Origin of the sequence: Sphingopyxis sp., assembly GCF_036675685.1 — a bacterium.
GTDB lineage: Bacteria > Pseudomonadota > Alphaproteobacteria > Sphingomonadales > Sphingomonadaceae > Sphingopyxis.
The window spans coordinates 64,233-78,306 of sequence record NZ_JAKFEM010000017.1; the positions used below are offsets into that span (position 1 = coordinate 64,233).

The 14,074-nt window shown below is 65.5% G+C and carries 20 protein-coding genes; 5 read left to right on the forward strand and 15 right to left on the reverse strand.

The features are described 5' to 3' along the window. Positions 1–8 precede the first annotated feature (8 nt). The 4 genes from V6M50_RS07915 to V6M50_RS07930 form a co-directional block, all read right to left on the reverse strand. Entirely contained in the window at positions 9–413 is a 405-nt protein-coding gene (locus tag V6M50_RS07915) for a hypothetical protein (protein WP_332818009.1), read from the reverse strand. Positions 414–550: 137 nt separating this feature from the next. Then, positions 551–1,465 (reverse strand): Hsp33 family molecular chaperone HslO, encoded by a 915-nt coding sequence (gene hslO / locus V6M50_RS07920; RefSeq protein WP_332818010.1) that lies wholly within the window; start codon positions 1,463–1,465, stop codon positions 551–553. Positions 1,466–1,475: 10 nt separating this feature from the next. Further along, positions 1,476–2,402 carry an ornithine carbamoyltransferase gene (argF, locus tag V6M50_RS07925; RefSeq protein WP_332818074.1) on the reverse strand — a complete coding sequence of 309 codons (927 nt, stop codon included), beginning with the start codon at positions 2,400–2,402 and terminating at the stop codon, positions 1,476–1,478. Between the two features lie 28 nt (positions 2,403–2,430). Continuing rightward, positions 2,431–3,618 (reverse strand): aspartate aminotransferase family protein, encoded by a 1,188-nt coding sequence (locus tag V6M50_RS07930; RefSeq protein WP_332818011.1) that lies wholly within the window; start codon positions 3,616–3,618, stop codon positions 2,431–2,433. A gap of 96 nt (positions 3,619–3,714) precedes the next feature. On the opposite strand from V6M50_RS07930, the gene V6M50_RS07935 reads away from it, so the two are divergent. After that, positions 3,715–4,203: a hypothetical protein gene (locus V6M50_RS07935; RefSeq protein ID WP_332818012.1), complete on the forward strand. Its 489-nt coding sequence runs from the start codon at positions 3,715–3,717 to the stop codon at positions 4,201–4,203. Next, the gene (locus tag V6M50_RS07940; RefSeq protein ID WP_332818013.1) at positions 4,200–5,123 is read left to right on the forward strand and encodes a cation diffusion facilitator family transporter; all 924 of its coding nucleotides are present in this window, start codon (positions 4,200–4,202) and stop codon (positions 5,121–5,123) included. The genes V6M50_RS07935 and V6M50_RS07940 overlap by 4 nt, the downstream gene beginning before the upstream one ends. Here V6M50_RS07940 and V6M50_RS07945 read toward each other — a convergent pair. Both V6M50_RS07945 and V6M50_RS07950 read right to left on the reverse strand, forming a co-directional pair. After that, the gene (locus tag V6M50_RS07945; RefSeq protein WP_332818014.1) at positions 5,120–6,106 is read right to left on the reverse strand and encodes an LLM class flavin-dependent oxidoreductase; all 987 of its coding nucleotides are present in this window, start codon (positions 6,104–6,106) and stop codon (positions 5,120–5,122) included. The two genes, V6M50_RS07940 and V6M50_RS07945, sit on opposite strands and share 4 nt — an antisense overlap. A gap of 67 nt (positions 6,107–6,173) precedes the next feature. After that, positions 6,174–6,626 carry an Lrp/AsnC family transcriptional regulator gene (locus tag V6M50_RS07950; protein ID WP_332818015.1) on the reverse strand — a complete coding sequence of 151 codons (453 nt, stop codon included), beginning with the start codon at positions 6,624–6,626 and terminating at the stop codon, positions 6,174–6,176. 73 nt (positions 6,627–6,699) lie between these two features. Here V6M50_RS07950 and V6M50_RS07955 point away from each other — a divergent pair, with 73 nt between their 5' ends. After that, positions 6,700–7,290 carry a LysE family translocator gene (locus V6M50_RS07955; RefSeq protein WP_332818016.1) on the forward strand — a complete coding sequence of 197 codons (591 nt, stop codon included), beginning with the start codon at positions 6,700–6,702 and terminating at the stop codon, positions 7,288–7,290. A 25-nt stretch (positions 7,291–7,315) separates the two neighbouring features. Here V6M50_RS07955 and V6M50_RS07960 read toward each other — a convergent pair whose 3' ends face one another. After that, positions 7,316–7,885, reverse strand: coding sequence for a hypothetical protein (locus tag V6M50_RS07960; protein ID WP_332818017.1), 570 nt, complete (start codon positions 7,883–7,885; stop codon positions 7,316–7,318). Positions 7,886–7,933: 48 nt separating this feature from the next. Between V6M50_RS07960 and V6M50_RS07965 the strand changes: the two genes are divergently transcribed. After that, positions 7,934–8,386 (forward strand): DUF411 domain-containing protein, encoded by a 453-nt coding sequence (locus V6M50_RS07965; protein ID WP_332818018.1) that lies wholly within the window; start codon positions 7,934–7,936, stop codon positions 8,384–8,386. A 9-nt stretch (positions 8,387–8,395) separates the two neighbouring features. Here V6M50_RS07965 and V6M50_RS07970 read toward each other — a convergent pair whose 3' ends face one another. From V6M50_RS07970 to V6M50_RS07980, 3 genes are all read right to left on the reverse strand, one after another. Continuing rightward, positions 8,396–8,626 (reverse strand): hypothetical protein, encoded by a 231-nt coding sequence (locus V6M50_RS07970; protein ID WP_332818019.1) that lies wholly within the window; start codon positions 8,624–8,626, stop codon positions 8,396–8,398. A 15-nt stretch (positions 8,627–8,641) separates the two neighbouring features. Next, the gene (locus V6M50_RS07975) at positions 8,642–9,511 is read right to left on the reverse strand and encodes a dienelactone hydrolase family protein (RefSeq protein ID WP_332818020.1); all 870 of its coding nucleotides are present in this window, start codon (positions 9,509–9,511) and stop codon (positions 8,642–8,644) included. Positions 9,512–9,748: 237 nt separating this feature from the next. Next, complete coding sequence (locus V6M50_RS07980; protein WP_332818021.1) at positions 9,749–10,411, reverse strand: HAD family hydrolase; 663 nt, start codon at positions 10,409–10,411, stop codon at positions 9,749–9,751. 69 nt (positions 10,412–10,480) lie between these two features. Between V6M50_RS07980 and V6M50_RS07985 the strand changes: the two genes are divergently transcribed. Next, positions 10,481–10,669, forward strand: coding sequence for a hypothetical protein (locus V6M50_RS07985; protein ID WP_332818022.1), 189 nt, complete (start codon positions 10,481–10,483; stop codon positions 10,667–10,669). 21 nt (positions 10,670–10,690) lie between these two features. Here the strand turns inward: V6M50_RS07985 and V6M50_RS07990 are convergent, their stop codons facing one another. From V6M50_RS07990 to V6M50_RS08010, 5 genes are read right to left on the reverse strand one after another with little or no spacing between them, the layout of a single operon-like run. Next, a complete protein-coding gene (locus V6M50_RS07990) occupies positions 10,691–11,101 on the reverse strand; it encodes a GFA family protein (protein WP_332818023.1) in 411 nt (136 codons plus the stop codon). Positions 11,102–11,147: 46 nt separating this feature from the next. Beyond that, positions 11,148–11,645, reverse strand: a complete 498-nt coding sequence (locus V6M50_RS07995; protein ID WP_332818024.1) for an STM3941 family protein — start codon at positions 11,643–11,645, stop codon at positions 11,148–11,150. Next, positions 11,642–13,465, reverse strand: coding sequence for a glutamine--fructose-6-phosphate transaminase (isomerizing) (glmS, locus tag V6M50_RS08000; protein ID WP_332818025.1), 1,824 nt, complete (start codon positions 13,463–13,465; stop codon positions 11,642–11,644). Before glmS ends, V6M50_RS07995 begins: the two co-directional genes overlap by 4 nt. 15 nt (positions 13,466–13,480) lie before the next feature. Continuing rightward, on the reverse strand, positions 13,481–13,849 hold the full coding sequence (locus V6M50_RS08005) for a PIN domain-containing protein (protein ID WP_332818026.1): 369 nt from the start codon (positions 13,847–13,849) through the stop codon (positions 13,481–13,483). Continuing rightward, positions 13,846–14,070, reverse strand: a complete 225-nt coding sequence (locus V6M50_RS08010) for a CopG family transcriptional regulator (RefSeq protein ID WP_332818027.1) — start codon at positions 14,068–14,070, stop codon at positions 13,846–13,848. Before V6M50_RS08010 ends, V6M50_RS08005 begins: the two co-directional genes overlap by 4 nt. Positions 14,071–14,074: the final 4 nt, after the last annotated feature.

Genomic DNA, 14,074 nt, shown 5'->3' on the forward strand with positions numbered 1-14,074 from the left:
GCGGATACTCAGCAACCGCCTGTTCGCCGGGCCTCGATCGCCTGCGAAAAGGGCTTGCCGTCGGCTATGCCCTGCGTGTCGATCTGGACAAGGCGGTTCGTTTCGCTGCGGATGCTGGTGCGGCCATGCCCGGCGCCGGGGCAGGTATAATGGACCGTCACCGAGCCCGGCGTATCCTCGATAACGTAACGCGAACATGTGGCGCGCGGGTGATAGACCTGGATCATCCGCCGGGCATCGCCGACGCAAACCGTCTGGAGCACCGCATCCTTGCCGCGCTCGCGAAGCTGCCAGCTCCCTTTTTCAAGCCGGTCGAGCATCGCCAGCGACGGCGCCTGCGCCGGCACGGTCGTAGCCACCGCCAGCGCGGGCGCAACGAGAGAGTATCGCACAAAGGGGGAGAAGATCGCCATTTTCACCTATCCGTTGGCTGCCCGCAAGCGGGCTGAATTGCGACCCCGTTTCACCCTAGGTAGCAACGCCGGGACGGCATTTCAACCGCTTGGCGCTGGATTGCCTCGCCTCGTCGACCAGATATGTTCGCGCGGCGTCAGCTATGCGCCGAAATCTCGTCGAGCGGGATCGGGAAAACGCGTGAACAAAAGGCGCAGTCGACGACGATCTGTCCCGTCTCGTCGGCCATATCCTGCCGCTCGGCTTCGGGAAATTGCGCGAGCACGCCGGCAAAATAGCCGGTGCTGCACCGGCAGCCGCGCGAGACCTGGGCCCCCGGTTCGATCCGCACTTCATCCTCGTGGAACAATCGCCACGCCAGCGTTTCGAGCGAGTGCGCGGGATCGGTGAGCTCTTCGGGCTTCAGCGTCGCCGCGATCGTGCGCGCATGGTCCCATTCGGGATTGTCGTGACGGACGTGCAGCCGGTCGCGGCCGGTTTCGCCCTCGGGAAGATGCTGGAGCAACAGGCCGCCGGCGATGCAGCCCGCCTCGGCATCGTGACGCGCGGCAAGCCTGATGAGGCTGGAGATCTGTTCCGACTGCTCGAAATAATGCTCGGCGGCTTCGCCGATCGACGTGCCTTCGAGCGGGACGATGCCCTGATAACGCTCAGCGGTCGTCGCCTGATCGAAGGTGATCGCGAGGAACCCCTCGCCGAACAGCGCGAACAGCGTCGGGTCGGGTCCGGCCTCGGCGAGCCGCTCGGCATCGAACTTCAGGTAACCGCGCAATTCGCCGCCGCGATAGTCACACACCAGCAGTTCGATCGGCCCGCCACCGGTCTGCGCCTGGAGCGTCATCTGGCCATTCTCGTCCTTCAGGGTCGAGCCCAGCAGGACGGTGAGCACCAGCGCCTCGCCCAACAGCTTTTCGGCCACCGGCGGATAGTTGTGCGCGGCAATGATCGTCTTCAGCGTCGGACCGAGCCGCACCAGTCGCCCACGCACATGGCGCGCGGCGATCGTGAACAGCAGCGGCTGGTCGAACCAGGTTTCGATAGTCTCGCTCACGATTTCGAACTCACAATTTCCCGAAGGCCCACAGCAGGATCGACTTTTGCGCATGGACGCGGTTCTCCGCCTCGTCCCAGACGCGCGACTGGGGACCGTCGATCACGGCATCGACGACCTCGTCGCCGCGGTGCGCGGGCAGGCAGTGGAGGAACACAGCATCGCTCTTGGCGCCCGCCATCAGCCGTTCGTCGACCCGATAGGGCGCCATCGCCGCGACCTTGTTGTGCGCATGATCCTGCCCCATCGACACCCAGGTGTCGGTGACGACCAAGTCGGCGCCGGCCACGGCCGCGCGCGCGTCGCGCACGATGTCGACGCGGACACCCCTGGCGCGTGCGGCTTCGACGAAGGCGGCGTCGGGCTCATAGCCTTGCGGGCATCCGGCGCGGACGTGGAAACCGAACAGTCCGGCGGCCTCGATCAGCGACGCGAGCACATTGTTGCCATCGCCGAGCCAGGCGAGCTCGAGCCCCGGCAAAGACTTGCCCTGTTCGACGATGGTCAACAGGTCGGCGACGATCTGGCACGGATGCGACAGGTCGGTCAGGCCGTTGATCACCGGGACCGATGCGTGCGCCGCCAGTTCCTCGACCTTCGCATGATCGTCGGTGCGGATCATGATCGCATCGGCATAGCGCGACAGCACGCGCGCGGTATCGGCGATCGTCTCGCCGCGGCCAAGCTGCGTCACCCCCGCGTCCATGATCATCGGCGTGCCGCCAAGCTGGCGGATCGCGATGTCGAACGACGCGCGGGTTCGCGTCGAATTCTTCTCGAACACCATCGCCAGCACATGGCCGGCAAGCGGGGCGTCGGCGTCCGGCTGGCCCTTCGGCCAGCCCGCGCGCGCCGCTTTGCGATCGATCGCATCGGACAGCATCGCGGCGACGGCATCGCCGCCCGCGTCGGACAGGTTCAGGAAATGCCGCATCAGGCCCCTCCGTTCGGCACGAACGGAATCATCATGATTCCGGCGGCGTGTAACTCGCCGCACCCGCTGACAGTTTTTCGATGAACTCGGCGATATGATTATCGTCGATGTTGAGCGGCGGCAGGACGCGCACGACATTTTCGCCCGCCGCAACGGTGAGCAACCCGTGATTGTCGCGCAGGTGCGCAACGAAGGCGCGGCTATCCGAATTGAGCTTGAGCCCGAGCATCAGCCCCATGCCGCGCACGCTGTCGAACAGATGGTCGTGGTTGGGGATCAGCTGTTCGAGCGCGCCGCGCAGCCGCTCGCCAGTCGCCTTGACCTGGTCGAGGAAGCCTTCTTCGAGCACGACGTCGAGCACCGCCTGCCCCGCCGCCATCGCCAGCGGATTGCCGCCATAGGTCGAACCATGCGTGCCGATGACCATGCCGCGCGCGGCTTTTTCGGTCGCGAGGCACGCGCCCATCGGGAAGCCGCCGCCGATGCCTTTGGCGCTCGCCAAAATATCGGGGGTCACGCCATATTGTTCATAAGCATAGAGCGAACCCGTACGGGCGACGCCGCACTGAACCTCGTCAAAGACGAGCATCAGGTCGCGCTTGTCGCAAATATCGCGCAGCGCCTGCAGGAAGGGTTGCGACGCCGGGCGAATGCCGCCTTCGCCCTGGATCGGCTCAATCAGGAAACCCGCCGTATTGTCGTCGACAAGATCGAGCGCGGCGTTGAGATCGTCGAACGGCGCATAGGCAAAACCGGGCAGCAACGGATCGAAACCCTTGCGCAGTTTTTCCTGGTTGGTGGCCGAGATCGTCCCCAGCGTGCGCCCGTGGAAGGCGTTGTTGAAGGTGATCAGATTATGCTTCTGCGCATTGTCGGCGCTCGAATGATAGGCGCGCGCGGTCTTGATCGCGCATTCGACCGCCTCGGCGCCCGAATTGGTGAAAAAGACGGTGTCGGCGAACGTATTCTCGACGAGCCGCGCGGCATAGGCTTCGCCCTGCGGGCTGCCGTAAAGGTTCGAGACGTGCATCAGCGTCGCGGCCTGATCCTGGATCGCCTTGGTCAGGTGCGGATGGCCGTGGCCGAGCAGGTTCACCGCAATGCCGCTCGCGAAGTCCAGATAGCGCTCGCCGCGCTCGCCGATCAAATAAGCGCCTTCGCCGCGCACCGGACGCACACCGCACCGGGGGTAAACGGGCATCAGCGGCGTGATCGACATGGCAGGCACCTTTCGGACTAAAGTAAAAAGGCGACCCCAAACGGGCCGCCCTTGGTCGGGCCGACCCTATACTGCCGCTGCCGGAGCCGCGTCAACATGGGCAGCATGTGGCGCAACCAAGGCGATGGCACCGCGTTCGCTGGAATGATGCGCCATCGGCTCAACCTCTTGTTCCTGCTGCCGGCACTCGCCGGGTGCGATGCGCTGCCGCGCGATGCGTCGGGCGCCACCGAACGGATCGAGCGCAGCGGCGAGATGCGCATCGCCGTGCTTCCGGGCACACCCGATGCCGCACCCGCGCTGGCGCTCCTCCATGCCTATGCCGCGCAGCATGACGCCCGCCTCGCGATGGTCGCGGTCCATGGCGAACATGCACCGCACTGGCTGGAGGATGGCAAGGTCGACGCCATCGTCGGCCATTTCGCCAAGGCCTCACCCTGGCAGGCCCATATTTCGCTGTCGAAACCCGTCGCGCGCGCCGAGCCGAAGAACAGCAAACAGCCCGTGCTGCGCATCGCGCGGCGAAACGGCGAAAATGCCTTCATCCTCGCCACCGACCGCGCCGTGGCCGAGACGGCCGAATGAGCCTGCACGGCGGCATTCCGCGTGCGATCGCGGCCGATGTAAAGCGCGGCGAACGGCTCGAATATTGGACGCTCGGCTGGATGGTCAGCGTCGTCCTCGTCATGTGGCTGGTGATGGGATCGAGCCAAGCGATGAAGGCCGCGGTGATCGAGGATCTGCTCAGCCTCGTCCCCGCAATCGTCTTTCTGCTCTCCGTACACTGGGAACGACGCCGGCCCAACCGCCGCTTTCCCTTCGGCTATCGCCGCGCGAACAGCCTTGCCTTTCTTGTCGCGGCGACGGCGCTGCTCTCGGTGGGCGGCTTCCTGGCCTATGAGAGCGTCACAACGCTGATTCGGCAGGAGCATCCGACCGTCGGCGGCATCACCCTGTTCGGCCACACGATCTGGCTCGGCTGGCTGATGATCGCCGCGCTCGCCTATTCGGTCGTTCCGCCGATCATCCTCGGCCATATGAAGCAGCCCGTCGCCGAGCGCATTTGCGACAAGGTGCTGCACACCGACGCGCTGATGCAAAAGGCCGACTGGCAGACGGGTCTGGCGGGTATCGCGGGGATCATAGGTATCGGGCTCGGCTGGTGGTGGGCCGATGCGACCGCGGCGCTGTTCATTTCGCTGTCGATCGTCAAGGATGCGATCGGCGCGCTCGAAAAGGCGGTCTCCGAGTTACTCGATGGCACACCCCGCGCGCTCGATTCCAACAGGCTGTCCGACGACGCCGAGCGATTGATCGCGGCGCTCAAGGCGCGCTTCGAGAACGCCGATGTCCGGCTGCGCGAGACAGGCCGCTACATCGCCGCCGAAGTCGATTGCGCACCGCCCAAGGATATTCCGACCGCCAATGAGCTGATGGGCGACGACCTTGCGTGGCGCCTCGCGAGCCTCAGCTTCCGCCCCGAACCTGCGGACGCGGGTCCTTAAAGCGCCTTTGCCGCTTCGATCGTCAACGCGAGCGAATGTTTTCGCGCGCCATGATCATACATCGACGACGCGACGATCACCTCGTCGACCCCGGTGCGCGCTACGAAAGCCTTGAGCCCCGCGGCAATATCGTCGACGGTGCCGACCGCCGAGCATTGCAGGACATGATCGAGGATCGCGCGCGCGTTGGGCGGCAGGCTGTCCTTATAGCCCGCAAGCGGAGGCTTCATCCGTCCTGGATTGCCGGTGCGCAGCGCAACGAACGCCTGCTGCTGGGTCGAGGCGAGCAGTTCGGCTTCCTCGCGGCTGTCGGCGGCGAAGGCGTTGAACGCGGCCGCCGCATAGGGCTCGGCGAGCTGCGCCGACGGTTTGAACTGGCGGCGATAAATGTCGAGCGCCTCGTCGAGCGCGTCGGGCGCGAAATGGCTGGCGAAGGCATAGGGCAGACCCAGCATCGCCGCGAGCTGCGCGCCGAACAGGCTCGAGCCCAGAATCCAGAGCGGAACATGTGTCCCCTCGCCCGGCACGGCGCGAATGCCGATGCGATCGTCACCGGCTAGAAAGGCCTGAAGCTCGAGGACATCCTGCGGGAACTGGCGCTCGTCGCTGGCGAGATTGCGGCGCAAGGCGCGCGCGACGACGCCATCGGAGCCGGGCGCGCGGCCGAGGCCGAGGTCGACGCGGCCGGGGAACAGCGCCTCGAGCGTGCCGAACTGTTCGGCGATCACCATCGGGGCGTGGTTCGGCAACATGATCCCGCCCGCCCCGATGCGGATCGTTGCGGTCGCCTGCCCGATATGCGCGAGCACGACCGAGGTCGCGGCGCTCGCGATCCCCGCCATGCCGTGATGCTCGGCGACCCAATAGCGTTCGTAGCCGAGTGCCTCGGCGTGGCGGGCAAGATCGGCTGCATTGGCGAGCGACTGGGAGATCGTGCCGGTGTCGGTAACGGGCACGAGGTCGAGAAAGGAAAGTTTCGTCATGAAACCGATATGCGGTGGCGGGGGCCGCGGTTCAAGCTCACCCCTTCGCGGGCACGGCGAAGAAAAACTATGCCCGCTCGTCCTTCGGCGAACCCATCAGCACATAGGTGGTGATCGCATTGACTTGCGGCAGCACGCCGAGCACCTCGGTATGGAAATGCTTGTAGGCCGCGAGATCGGCGGCCTCGACGCGCAGCAGATATTCGATCGCGCCGGTGATATTATGGCATTCGCGCACCTCGGGCGCGAGCGCCATCGCCGCCTCGAAATCTTCCTGCGCCTGCTTCGTGTGCGTCGACAGGCCGACGGTCACATAGGCGAGAAAGCCAAACCCCACCTTGGCCGGGTCGATCCGCGCACGATAGCCGGTGATCACACCGCTCCGTTCGAGTTCCTGCACGCGCCGCAAACAGGCTGACGGCGACAGGCCCACACGCTCGGCAAGTTCGATATTGGAGATTCGCCCGTCCTGCGACAGTTCGCGCAATATCTTGCGTCCAATGGCATCAATATCACTCATAGATTGCACAAATTACCACTTGATCGCCCATCTTTGCAACCCATTGCATGTCAGAACGCATTATGTTGCGCGCATGAACCAAACCACCCTCCTCGCGCTCTCCGCCTTCGCGCTCGTCTCGTCGATCACGCCGGGGCCGAACAATATGATGCTGATGGCATCGGGCGCCAATTTCGGCCTTCGCCGCACCATCCCGCACGCGCTCGGTGTCGGCTTCGGCTTCACCTTGATGATCGTCCTCGTCGGGGTCGGGCTGATGGGATTGTTCGACCTGTTCCCGGTGCTGGGCATCGTGCTCAAGGTCGTGAGCGTCGTCTATCTGCTCTGGCTCGCGTGGAAGATCGCCAATTCCGCGGCGCCCGACACCGCAGGCAGTTCGCAGGGCAAGCCGATGACCTTCCTGCAGGCGGTGCTCTTCCAGTGGGTCAATCCCAAGGCGTGGTCGATGGCGCTGACCGCGATCGCGCTTTACGCGCCCGACCGCAACATCGGCGCGGTGTTGCTCGTTGCGGTCGTCTTCGGGATCATCAACCTGCCCTCGACCAGCCTGTGGGCGGTGATGGGCCAGGTGCTGCGCGGCTGGCTGTCGAGCCGCAAGCGGCTCCGCGCCTTCAACTGGACGATGGCGGCGCTGCTGGTGGGGTCGCTCGCGCTGCTGATCTGATTGCTCGTCCGATCGGGATGACGCGCTAGAGGATTTCCCCGGAGGGCCATTCGAGCACCAGCGCCTCGCCGACCCGAAGCGCGCGCCACGCTTTCGAAAGCCGCTCGAACCGTTCGAGCACGCGCGGCCGCGCGGCGTCGATCCGCGCCCGCTCATCGGTGCTCAGCGACCGACGCGTGCGCTCGGCCTCGCCGAGCGCCGCGCGCTGCGCCGCGCTGTCGGGGCGCGACTGACTCCGCCAGTCGACGTCGAACAGGAAGGCGGCAAGTTCGGACAATTCGCCTTCGCGGCCCTGGCTCTTGACCAGCTTCGCGCCTTTCACGACCTGCTTTCGTACCGCGCGCTGGCGCTCCTTCGCCGACAGCGCGCCATCCGCCGCCTCGACGCGAAAAGAGCCGGCATTACCGCCCGCGGCGATCTGGCCGAACACCCCGGTCTTCAGCCCCAGCGCCGCCTCGACGACGAAATGGACCATGTCATGCGGCAGGTCGGGATCGAACCCCGGCGCCGGGTCCATCACGAGCGCAGGCCCTTCGGCGCGCACGATCCGCACGCTGTAGCGCCGCTCGCCCGACCGGATGAAATGGACTTTCATCACCCTAGCCTATAGGTTCGCCCGCCTGTCTGCCAAAAGGATTTTGCGATGATTCCTGCCCGCCGCGCGATGTTCGCGCTCGCTGCTTTCACCGCCACCGTCAGCCTTGCCCACGCCGCGAACCCGGTGATGTTCCGCGACGCGGGCTGCGGCTGCTGCCTCAAATGGCTCGAGCAGGTGAAGGCGTCGTTCGGGCAGAAGGCGGTGATCGTCAATTCGCCCGACATGGCGGCGGTGAAGGACAAGCAGGGGGTGCCGCAGGCGCTGCGCAGCTGCCACACCGTGCTTGTCGGCGGCTATGTGATCGAGGGCCATGTGCCCGCGAAGGAGATCAGCCGCCTGCTCCGCGAGAAGCCGAAGGGCGTGAAGGGCCTCGCCGTCGCCGGGATGCCGACGGGCTCTCCCGGCATGGAGCATGGCGACCACCGCGAGGCGTATAAGGTCACGACCTTCGGCCCCGCCGGCCAGCGCGTCTATGCGAGCTATGCCGCGAGCCGCTGACCGGATGCCTCAACCGCGCGACGGTGGAAACTCGTCATTGTCGAGCAGCATGGCAGCCTCGTCGACCCGCCAGCCGCGCTCGTAAGCCACGCCATCGCCGGTTCCGATCCGGTCGACAATAGGTGGTGGCGAGGGCGGACTTTCGGGTTTGCGTCCTCGATAGCGGCGGGCGAAATAGATCGGGATGCCGGCCATCACACCGAGGGTTCCGAAATAGAGGGCCAATGCGGTCCAATTCATCCGACAGTCCTCCAGCTACAGGCTCGCCTTGAACAACGCCAGCATCCGCGCCCATGCCTTTTCCGCCGCGGCTTCGTTGTAAGCGCGGCCGTCGGGTGGGCACCAGCCGTGCATCGCGCCAGCATAGACCTCGACCTCGTGCCACTGCTTGCGCGGTTCCAGCACAGCCTTGAGCAGGACCTTCTCGTTCGGGCTTTCCTTGTCGTCGTTGTCGGCGATCGCGAAGAGGTAGCCGGCATTGGTTTGCGGGATCAGCAGGTGCGGGCTGTCGGGCTTGTCGGTGCCGACGCCGCCGCCATGGAAGCTCCCCGTCGCCCCGACGCGATCGGGTTTCAGCGCTGCGGTGTAGATCGTCATCGCCCCGCCCATGCAATATCCGGTGGTGCCGATCTTGCGCTTGGTATCGACTTCCTTTTGTGCGTCGAGAAAGGCGAGGTGCGCCTTGGCGTCGGTCTCGACGATCGGCCGGTTTAGTTGCTTCAGATAGCCGAACAGTTTTTCGCGGATCGCGGGATCGTTGAAATCGTTGGCAGCGTCAACCACCGGCGACTTCTGCCAGCGGTAGAAGGGATTGACGCACAGCACTGCATAGCCCTCCCCCGCGAGCCGGTCAGCCATCTGGCGAAAGGCGGGGCGCAGGCCGCGGATATCGGGCCAGATCAGCACGCCGGGATGTTTGCCGCTCGCGGGCGCGACGAAATAGGCGTCGCAAGTGCCATCATCGGTCTTGATCGTGACATCGCGACCCTTCACGGGCTTGCCGGCGATTGCGCGCGCGGGCAGCGCCGCGATCAGCGCCCCGGCACCCGCGAGCGCGGCAAAACTACGCCGCCCGACGGGCAGACCCGCGCGGTCGAGATCGGCTTCGGTGTTTTCGGTGCACATATCTCTCTCCTCGGAGGGCATTTGGAAAAGTCGCGGAAAACTGGGCAACTTCACTCGGGATTCGATTGTCCGTCCCGTCGCCGGGGTACGAACGGATGGCGAAGCTAATCCAGCCCGCTTTTATAGGACAGCGGTTTTTGAGTAGCTTGCCACCCTCCCCTTTCGTCATTCCCGCGAAAGCGGGAACCCAGTTGCAACGTCTGCTCGCTGGGTTCCCGCTTTCGCGGGAATGACGAGTTAGAGGATATGAGCAACAACCTCATCGAACGTCAGCGCCACATGATGCACACCAACCTCGCGCAGCATCGCGGCGTGGCCCGAACGGTCAACGATATGCCCTGCCCCGCAAAAGCCGATTACTGTCATCCCCGCCGCGATGGCCGCCTGCGCGCCGGTCGGCGAATCCTCGATCACGAGGCACGCGGCCGGATCAACACCGAGTCCCCTGGCGGCGGCCAGATAGATATCGGGAAACGGCTTGCCGCGATCCCAGCCATCGGCGCTGTAGATCTGCTCGCCGAAATGATGGCCCAGCCCGAAGAGCCCGAGCGCCCAGCCGATATATTCGGCGCGGCTCGACGAGGCGATCGCGCGCGGCAGCGCGCCGAGCGTGTCGAGGAACGCCGGGACGCCGGGCACGGGATCGAAGCCTTCCATATAGTTCGCTCGGGCGCGCTCGCGGTGCGTCTCCCGGAAATCGGTGGGCAGCGCACGGCCATAACGCGCGGCGATCCGCCGCTCGGTCTCCTGCCAGTTGTGGCCGTAATAGTCGCGCAGGCACTCGTCATAGGTCGCGGGCATGCCGACCGCGGTCAGGCTCTCGGCGAGCGACTGGTTCGCGCGCACCTCGCTGTCGGCGATGACGCCATCGAAATCGAAGATGATCGCGGCGAAACTCACCGAGGCGACTCCTGTTTATGCGAATGCAACATGTTGCCCCCAAAGATGGCCGGGTCAGGAGACAACATCATGAAATTCATTTCCCTCAACTCGCGCGGCGGCAATTATCTGGTCGTCGCCGAAAATGTCGCCTGGCTCCGCGCCGCCGAAAATGGCCAGACGCAGGTCGGCATGGTCGGCGGCACGCCGCTGCTCGTCGCGGGCACGATCGAGGACATCGCGGCGTCGATTCTTGCGCAGGCGAATGCGGTGGAGTGATATGCCAGCGATAATCTCCCGTCAGCGCATGATCTCATGGTCGCGCGCATAGCCCCACGGCCCCTCGCCCGACCAGCCCCGCCCATCGGGGAAGCTGAGCTTTAGACCGCTCAGCTGCGACGGAGCGAACAGGCGCATGTTCACGCCCATCATGTCGACCTCGCCCATCCGTTCGATCAGCCCCTCGGTTGCCGACCAGTGCGTCGTGCAACCGCACGTTGCGCAGAAATGCAGGTCTGAATTGGGGGTTTCCCGATCGGCGCGATTATAGGTCCGCGTCTCGCCCTCGATCACCACGTCGCGCGGCGACAGATACGCCCAGAGGATGCCGTGCGAATAGCAGAGCGAGCAATTGCATTCGGCAATCTCGACTGGCGCGTGCGCGAGCGTCACCGAGACGGCGCCGCAATGGCACGTCGTTTCCCAATTCATCGGGCACGCTCCAAGGTCAAAAGCAGGCTTTCCTCGTCAGCTTGTTTCATGTGCTGCGCCGATAGCGGTCGATGGTCGCCATGGCATCGGCGAAATTGCCGTCGGTGCCGACGAGGCTGATCGGGACGTCACCGCCCGCCAGCGCGCGGTTAGCGCCGGCGACCTTGCCGAGGAGCTTCTTCGACGGAAAGCGGCCGGGGTCCGCCAAGTGCAGGATGATCGGCTTTTGCCCCTGGAATTGCCAGACGGTCACGTCGCGGATTTCGGACCAGGGGATCGTCTGCTCCGACCAGGGTTTGAAATAGATCCCCCGGCCGTCGATACGAACGGCCTCGCTGCGGTCGAACAGGCGCTGCATGATCGCCAGCCCGCCCAGCCCGAAAAAGATCACGCAAAACCAGCCGAACCATTCGGCGCCCGGCCGGGGCGGCGGGCCGAACAGGCCGGTGATCACAAGCCCGCCGAATTCGAAGGCGGCAGCCCCCGCTCCCAGCAGCGCAAGGCGCCAGCGGGAATGGCGCGCCGTGAACAGCGCCGCCCTCACTCCACCGTCACGGACTTTGCCAGATTGCGCGGCTGATCCACGTCAGTCCCCTTGGCCACCGCGACATGATACGCCAGCAGCTGCACCGGCACCGCGTAAACCAAAGGCGCGATCAGCGGGTGGACCTTGGGCATTTCGATCGTCGCCATGCAGCCGTCGCCGGCTTCGGCGAGGCCTTCGGCGTCGCTGATCAGTACGACCTTGCCGCCGCGCGCCATGACTTCCTGCATGTTGCTCACAGTCTTTTCGAACAGCGGGCCGCTGGGCGCAAGGACGATCACCGGGACCGCCTCGTCGATCAGCGCGATCGGGCCGTGCTTCATCTCGCCCGAGGCATAGCCTTCGGCGTGGATGTAGGAGATTTCCTTGAGCTTGAGCGCGCCTTCCAAGGCAAGCGGATAGTCGGGGCCGCGGCCGAGGTAGAGGACGTCGCGCGCGGGGGCGACGAGATGCGCCATCGCCGCGATGTCCTCGTCATGCGCGAGCGCGGCATTCAATGCGGCGGGTGCCTCGATCAGATGCTTCACGATCTCATGCTCTTCGTCGGCGCTGAGCTTGCCTTTCTTGAGCGCGAGATGCGCGGCGAGCGCGGCGAGCACCGCGAGTTGGCAGGTGAAGGCCTTGGTCGAGGCGACGCCGATTTCGGGCCCCGCGTGGGTCGGGAGTAGCAGGTCGGCCTCGCGCGCCATGCTGCTGGTCGGCACATTGACGACAACCGCGATCGTCTGGCCATGCGCCTTGCAATGGCGGAGCGCGGCGAGCGTGTCTGCGGTCTCCCCCGACTGCGAAATGAAGAGCGCGAGTCCGCCGGGCTGGAGCACCGGATCGCGGTAGCGGAACTCGGAGGCGACATCGATGTCGACGGGGACGCGCGCAAAGGTTTCGAACCAGTATTTGGCGACCATGCCGGCGTAAAAGCTGGTGCCGCACGCGACGATGGTGATGCGCTCGACGCCCGCGAGGTCGAAATCCATCTGCGGCAGCGCGACGGTCTGTTCGAGCGGACGGATGTAGGAGGAGAGCGTCTGCGCGACGACGGTCGGCTGCTCGAAAATCTCTTTCTGCATGAAGTGGCGGTAATTGCCCTTCTCGATCGTCGCGGCGGTGACGCCCGAAGTCGTGATCTCGCGCGTGACCGGGTTGTTGTCGGCGTCGAAGATCTGCGCGCCTTCGCGCCCGATGATCACCCAATCGCCCTCGTCAAGATAGGCGATCTTCTGCGTCAGCGGCGCGAGCGCGAGCGCGTCGCTGCCGAGATAGGTCTCGCCCTCGCCATAGCCGACGACAAGCGGCGAGCCGAGGCGCGCGCCGATCAGCAGGTCGGGATGCTGGCGGAACGCGATCGCGAGCGCGAAGGCGCCGCGTAGCTGCGGCAGCACCGCCTTCACCGCGTCGGCGGGCGACTGGCCGGCCTCGACCTGTTCGGAAACGAGATGCGCGACGACCTCGGTATCGGTGTCGCTCTCGAACCGCCGCCCGCGCCCGGTCAGCGCCTCGCGCAGCGGCTTGAAATTCTCGATGATCCCGTTGTGGACCAACGCGACTTCGCCCGTCGCGTGCGGATGCGCGTTGCTCGTCGTCGGCGCGCCGTGCGTCGCCCAGCGCGTGTGTGCGATGCCGACGGTCCCGGGCGCGGGATTGCTGCCGAGTTCCTTGACGAGGTTGCCGAGCTTGCCCTCGGCGCGGCGGCGTATCAGCTGGCCGCCCTCGACCGTGCACACACCCGCCGAATCATAGCCGCGATATTCCATGCGCTTCAACCCGTCGACGAGACGATCCGCCACCTGGGCCTTGCCGATGATTCCGATAATTCCGCACATGGATCTGGCTTTCTTCTAAAGCGTGTAGGGGGCGCGAATACCCGGCATAGCCGCCGGGAACACCTTGATATTGCGAGTCACGAGGATGCGGCCGCTGATTTGCGCGGTCGCAAGTACGAAAGCGTCGGCCAGCGTCAACCCCTTGCGTTCGGCGCGCAGCGCGGCCGCGCGGCGCGCGACCGCGTCGCCGACCTCCTCGAGCGCGAAGCAGCCGAGGAACGCCTCGACCGCCTTCACCGATGCCGGGTCGGCGGCCGACATGACTTCGGTCCAGCTGATCCGGCTGATGCTTTTGCGCCCGGCGCGGCGAATTTCGGCGCGCGCCGCCTCGACCCCGTTGAGCGCGTCGATGAGGATGTCGCTGTCGAACTGCGCGTCGATCATTCGCGCTTGCCCCGCAGGCGCCGCTGATATTTCAGCCCATCGCCGATGTCGTCGCGGCCGCGCCAGATACCAAAGGCATTGTCGATCGCGTCACCCGAAATGTCGGCGCGATAGGATGCCACCGCACGGCGGACGAGTTCGGCACGCGACACGCCTTGCTCGATCGCGAGCGCGTCGAGCCATTGGACGTCGGCCTCAGGAATATCGGCGAGAAAGCGCATGAAA